This window comes from Marisediminitalea alba (assembly GCF_002993365.1).
Taxonomy (GTDB): domain Bacteria; phylum Pseudomonadota; class Gammaproteobacteria; order Enterobacterales; family Alteromonadaceae; genus Alteromonas; species Alteromonas alba.
In genome coordinates this window covers 1-5,437 of record NZ_PVNP01000083.1, presented here as the reverse complement: position 1 = coordinate 5,437, position 5,437 = coordinate 1, and the positions used below count along the sequence as shown (strand labels likewise).

The following is a 5,437-nucleotide window of genomic DNA, read 5'->3' as shown; positions in this document are numbered from 1 at the left end:
TCCTTTTTAACCGCGTTTTCTTCAATAAAATGTGCGACCTGTTCTCGCTGAGAGACGGAGAGCTGGCAGGGTCTACCCGGACTAGGTTTGGAGTGCAGGCCTTCAAGTCCGTGAGCCAGATAGTTGGATACCCATGTATTAACACTGCCTCTGGCAACCCCAAGGTAAGCGGCTATCTGAGTACGTGTTTCTCCTTTCTTGAAATGATACAAAGCTAAATAGCGGGTCCGTAATTGGCCGTTGGATGTCTGCTTTGCTAATTGTTTAAAGTCGTCGGCGGTATGCATATGAAAATCACTCGAATATGAATACTGCCATTAGATCAAACTTTTAAGGCAATTGGTATAAGCAGCGTAGGCTTAGACGAGCACACAATACGGAACTACGTTGAGCATCAAGGTCGGAAGGATTCAGATCAGCTCCGAATGGAGCTGTAACCGAAAGAACCCCAGGCATGCCCGGGGGAATCTATTGCTCACAAAAAAGCAATGTAGCTAACTGTGAGGGTGAGAACCCCCGCTGGTTCGACAAAATGGCAGGATAGCCATTTTGCACAGCCTTTAGGCTGCCCTTAATTTATTAAGGGTGAGCGCCATGGACGGCGCGAATGAATCCCTCACTCTCCGCCATATTTGAGAATCCCGCACACGTTGCGGGTTTTTTATTGCCTGTAGAAAAGTGATGTGCCTTATCATCATGTTAAGTATGTCCAAAGATACTTCTTTAACACTTACCAGCTAAAATCAATTCTGAATCTGGACATTATTCAGGCGAAAATTTTGTTTGAGAATAAACGCTGTACGTTAATTTACACTTTCGATTAAGCAACCAACAAAGATGGTGTTATTTATACGTTTGTCGGCAAATTAAGATTGATTAAGACTTACCTTTACCGGTGTTTTTGATTAATATGCGCTGTATTGGCACAGGAAAAGGTGCAATTGCTCGCGAAGTAAGTGAGAGACGAGCGGGGTACAGGACACCTTTCAGTAATAATGACTAAAACAGCCGAAGTGAGTAATACATGATCAAGATAGCGCTAGTAGATGATCATGACCTGGTAAGAACGGGTATCAGACGTATTCTTGAGGATGTCGCCGACTTTTCCGTAGTATGTGAAGCGAAAGATGGTGAATCAGCCGTAAAGAATTGCAGGAAGCTTGCGCCTGACGTTGTATTAATGGATTTAAATATGCCGGGCATTGGTGGTCTTGAAGCCACACGCCAAATTTTACGCATTGGTGAGAGCATTAAAGTAATTGGCCTCTCTATGCAAAAAGAAGATCCTATCCCATCTCAGGTAATTCAGGCGGGAGCTTTTGGTTTTTTAACCAAAGACGCCGAGCCGGATGAGATGATAAATGCGATATACAAAGTGGCCTCTGGTCAGAAGTACCTGAGCCCTGAAATCGCTCAACGCATTGCAATGAGCAAACTGTCGCCGGACAACGATAATCCGTTTAGCGATTTATCCGGTCGTGAGCTGGATATTGCCATTCGCATAACCCGTGGCCAGAAGGTGCCGGATATTGCCGAGCAATTGCATATTGCCGCGAAGACCGTAAACACGTATCGTTATCGTTTGTTCGATAAACTAGAAATCAGCACCGACGTTGAGCTAACCCACCTGGCGTTACGCCATAAGCTTATTGAACTGTCGTAGTTGCTGACAGGATTCAATGACAGAATTTGATTCTAACGCTTTTCTCAAATCGTTAACTCATCAGCCCGGCGTGTACCGTATGTACAACGCCGCTGATGAAGTTATCTATGTGGGCAAGGCCAAAAACCTGAAAAACCGGGTGTCCAGCTACTTTAAAGCGAACCTGGATAACCCCAAAACCATCGCCCTGGTGAGTCAGATCGCCCGCATGGATGTAACGGTGGTTAACAGCGAAACCGAAGCGTTTCTGCTCGAAAATAACTTCATCAAAAAATATCGGCCACGTTATAACGTGCTGTTACGTGACGATAAATCGTACCCGTTTATTTTTCTCTCTGCTCACGAACATCCCAGACTCGACTTTCACCGCGGACCACAAAAGCGTAAGGGCGAATACTTCGGGCCTTACCCGAGTGCCTGGGCGGTAAGAGAAAGCCTGCGAACCATGCAGAAGCTGTTTCCGGTGCGTCAGTGTGAAGACAGCTACTACCGTGCTCGAAGCCGCCCGTGTTTGCAGTATCAGATGCAACGTTGTTCAGCGCCTTGTGTAAAAGGCTATGTGAGTGATGAAGAGTATGCCGAACAGGTACAACTGGTGCGGTTGTTTCTTAAAGGAAAGACCCCGCAGGTGATTAACTCCTTAGCCGATAAGATGGAAGCCGCCAGTGAGCAGCTTAACTTTGAGGCGGCGGCAAGGTATCGCGACCAGATTGGCGCGCTACGTAAAGTGCAGGAGCGGCAGTGGGTGGCCGGTACTCAGGACGAAATGGATATTTTTGGCTTCGTCTATCGGGGCGGAATGGCCTGTATCCAGGTGATGTTTATCCGCGATAGTCAGCTGCTGGGTAGTAAAGCGTTTTTCCCAAAAATACCTTCTACTACAACCGAGAGCGAGATCTTTGAGGCATTCCTGCTGCAGTTTTATCTGGCCGGCAATAAAATTATACCAAAACAAATCGTGCTCCCTCAGGGGCTTTCAGATGAAGCGGCAATAGCCGATCTGCTGAGTCAGGAAGCTAAGCATAAAGTGCGGTTTTACCGCGGCGCCAGAGAAGAGAAAAAACAATACCTACAGTTGGCACAGGCAAACGCTAAAAATGCACTGGATGCTCAGTATGGCCAGCAAAAATCGGTGTTTGCCCGTTATATTGATTTAGAGTCAGCCCTTGAGTGGGACGATCCAATTCAGCGCATGGAATGTTTTGATATCAGCCACACTTCTGGTCAGCAAACCGTGGCGTCTTGTGTGGTCTTTAACCGTGAAGGTCCGCTAAAAAGCGATTACCGCCGCTACAATATTGAAGGGATCACACCCGGTGACGACTATGCCGCCATGGCTCAGGCACTTAAACGCCGGTATAAAAATGTGCAGGATGCCGAAAAAATTCCCGATATTTTGTTTATCGATGGGGGTAAAGGACAGTTAGGGCAGGCCGAAGATTTCTTTGCTGACTGGCCCCACGACAAAAAACCAGTGTTGATTGGTGTGGCCAAAGGGACAACCCGTAAACCGGGTTTGGAAACCCTGATCCTGGCTGATACTCACGACACCATTCCGCTTAATGCTGATCGCCCGGCGTTACATTTGATTCAGCATATTCGTGATGAATCGCACCGGTTTGCCATTAGCGGCCACCGCAATCGTCGACAGAAGGTGAAAACAACCAGTTCGCTGGAATCTATTCCCGGAGTCGGGGCCAAGCGCCGTCAGTCACTGCTTAAATACATGGGTGGTCTGCAGGGGCTTAAAAAAGCCAGCCGTAATGAGATTGCCAGCGTGCCGGGGATCAGCAACGAACTGGCCGAAACTATTTACGACCATTTGCATAATTAATAAGAATGCCCTTATATTAAATTCAATTGGCAGTTTCTTAATAGGTTATATCGTGTGACAATAGTCGCAATATAAAGGAAAACCCTTCCGAGTAGTTTATGTGGACGATCCCTAACGTAATTACCTTAATCCGGGTAGTTCTGATCCCAATTTTTGTATGTGTGTACTTTCTTGACTGGCGGTGGGCCCATGAAGCCGCAGCATTTATTTTCTGGTTTGCGGCAATTACCGATTGGTTTGACGGCTATCTGGCCCGCAAGTTACAGCAATCAACACCTTTTGGTGCATTTTTAGATCCGGTCGCCGACAAGCTCATTGTGGCTGCTGCGTTATTAATGATTACTCATTCTTACGATTCGGTGTGGATCACCGTGCCGGCTATTTTACTGTTAGTGCGGGAAATTTACGTTTCAGCGCTAAGGGAATGGATGGGTTCCCAGGGCGTGCGCGATACGGTACAGGTATCATTTATCGGTAAAGCCAAAACGACAGCTCAAATGTTAGCCTTAATTGGTTTATTGTCGGGCCTGGAAGAATTTATGGGCTTCCCGATTTACTGGGTAACCCTGGGTTATATTTTACTGTATATCGCTACCTGGCTGTCGGTGTGGTCAATGATCAGCTACACAAAAGCAGCATGGCCGCATCTGTCGGGCCTGAAAAATTAGTAATTTTTGAGCTAAATGACGGATTTATGACCAAACGATTCGATTTTGGCGAAAATAGCGGCGAATGAGTTTTTTAGTAGTTGACACATTCGCTTGGGCAAGTAAAATGCCTCCCACATTCGAAGCAGGACATACTGACCAGAACGGAACACAGTAACTCAACAGAGTTTTTACCATTAGGTAAGTGAGCCATTCAGGAAGTCATCCAGCAGGAAACAAAGCGGGAATAGCTCAGTTGGTAGAGCACAACCTTGCCAAGGTTGGGGTCGCGAGTTCGAATCTCGTTTCCCGCTCCAATTTCTCGAATGTTGCGTTTGCAGTAGACGGCCTCACGTCACAACGCAATCAAAGGCGGAATGGCAGAATGGCTATGCAGCGGATTGCAAATCCGTGGATCTCGGTTCGACTCCGGGTTCCGCCTCCATTTTTTAAGGGCAACCAGCCCGCACCAGCACAGCAGTGCACCCCATGCCCGGGTGGTGAAATTGGTAGACACAAGGGATTTAAAATCCCTCGCTGGTAACAGCGTGCCGGTTCAAGTCCGGCCCCGGGCACCATTTCAAAGCGTTATTTATCTCAAATATACCAATTAAACAGTCAGTGTTATCCAGCATTGTGTCCGGATTATATTGTTTCGATGATATTCTTTTCATTTGGCTGACATGCCTCCAAATACTGATTTTTGTAACCGGTAAAATCATAACTGATTAGTTATTAAGTTGTTAATATAGTATTGTATTATGATAGCTTTATAGGATTGATTGCTACTTAATACAGGATACACAATGATACGTTACGGATTGATATTGCCGATTTGCCTGGCAACTGTAATTACGCCCCGAACGGCGTTGGCTGAATTACTCGAAACAATCAAAGGGCCGGATAAACACCTGGCCGTTTCATTGTCCTTATCAGAGGGTAAACCCCATTATTCTGTTACCTATAAGGGCGAAGTATTTCTGGAAAGCTCACCATTAGGGCTCAATAGTTCTATTGGTGATTTTAGTCAGAACCTTACTTATATCGACAGTGAACGTAACGTCATTCTGGACCCAGGGCAAGATCGTACTTTTGTTAAATTACTCTGATATCTGATCGATTTAATTCGTTATATTTATCATCATTAGTGTGATCAAATAGTTTTTTTGATGACACGAGTTAATTATGAGTTTTCTAAGCCATTTTTCAGAAGTTACCGATCCCCGCACGCAAATTAATGTTCAACATGACTTTATTGATGTGATATTTCTGACTGTGAGTGCAGTCCTTTCT

The 5,437-nt window shown here is 45.8% G+C and carries 5 protein-coding genes and 3 tRNA genes; 7 read left to right on the top strand and 1 reads right to left on the bottom strand.

Annotation, left to right across the window (positions count from 1 at the left end; genetic code table 11):
* On the bottom strand, nucleotides 1–287 hold a 287-nt coding region (locus C6Y40_RS09485), incomplete at its 3' end, for a helix-turn-helix domain-containing protein (protein WP_146129536.1).
* Nucleotides 288–1,024: 737 nt separating this feature from the next.
* On the opposite strand from C6Y40_RS09485, the gene uvrY reads away from it, so the two are divergent.
* The 7 genes from uvrY to C6Y40_RS09450 all read left to right on the top strand — a co-directional run bounded on the left by uvrY (nucleotide 1,025) and on the right by C6Y40_RS09450 (nucleotide 5,253).
* Nucleotides 1,025–1,663 (top strand): UvrY/SirA/GacA family response regulator transcription factor, encoded by a 639-nt coding sequence (gene uvrY, locus C6Y40_RS09480; RefSeq protein ID WP_105934399.1) that lies wholly within the window; start codon nucleotides 1,025–1,027, stop codon nucleotides 1,661–1,663.
* 16 nt (nucleotides 1,664–1,679) lie between these two features.
* Complete coding sequence (gene uvrC, locus C6Y40_RS09475) at nucleotides 1,680–3,497, top strand: excinuclease ABC subunit UvrC (RefSeq protein ID WP_105934398.1); 1,818 nt, start codon at nucleotides 1,680–1,682, stop codon at nucleotides 3,495–3,497.
* Nucleotides 3,498–3,595: 98 nt separating this feature from the next.
* On the top strand, nucleotides 3,596–4,165 hold the full coding sequence (gene pgsA / locus C6Y40_RS09470) for a CDP-diacylglycerol--glycerol-3-phosphate 3-phosphatidyltransferase (protein WP_105934397.1): 570 nt from the start codon (nucleotides 3,596–3,598) through the stop codon (nucleotides 4,163–4,165).
* 220 nt (nucleotides 4,166–4,385) lie between these two features.
* A tRNA-Gly gene (locus C6Y40_RS09465) sits at nucleotides 4,386–4,461 on the top strand.
* 54 nt (nucleotides 4,462–4,515) lie between these two features.
* Nucleotides 4,516–4,589: transfer RNA gene (locus tag C6Y40_RS09460), tRNA-Cys, on the top strand.
* A gap of 46 nt (nucleotides 4,590–4,635) precedes the next feature.
* Nucleotides 4,636–4,722 (top strand) — tRNA-Leu (locus C6Y40_RS09455).
* 228 nt (nucleotides 4,723–4,950) lie between these two features.
* The gene (locus C6Y40_RS09450; RefSeq protein WP_105934396.1) at nucleotides 4,951–5,253 is read left to right on the top strand and encodes a glycoside hydrolase family 97 N-terminal domain-containing protein; all 303 of its coding nucleotides are present in this window, start codon (nucleotides 4,951–4,953) and stop codon (nucleotides 5,251–5,253) included.
* Nucleotides 5,254–5,437: the final 184 nt, after the last annotated feature.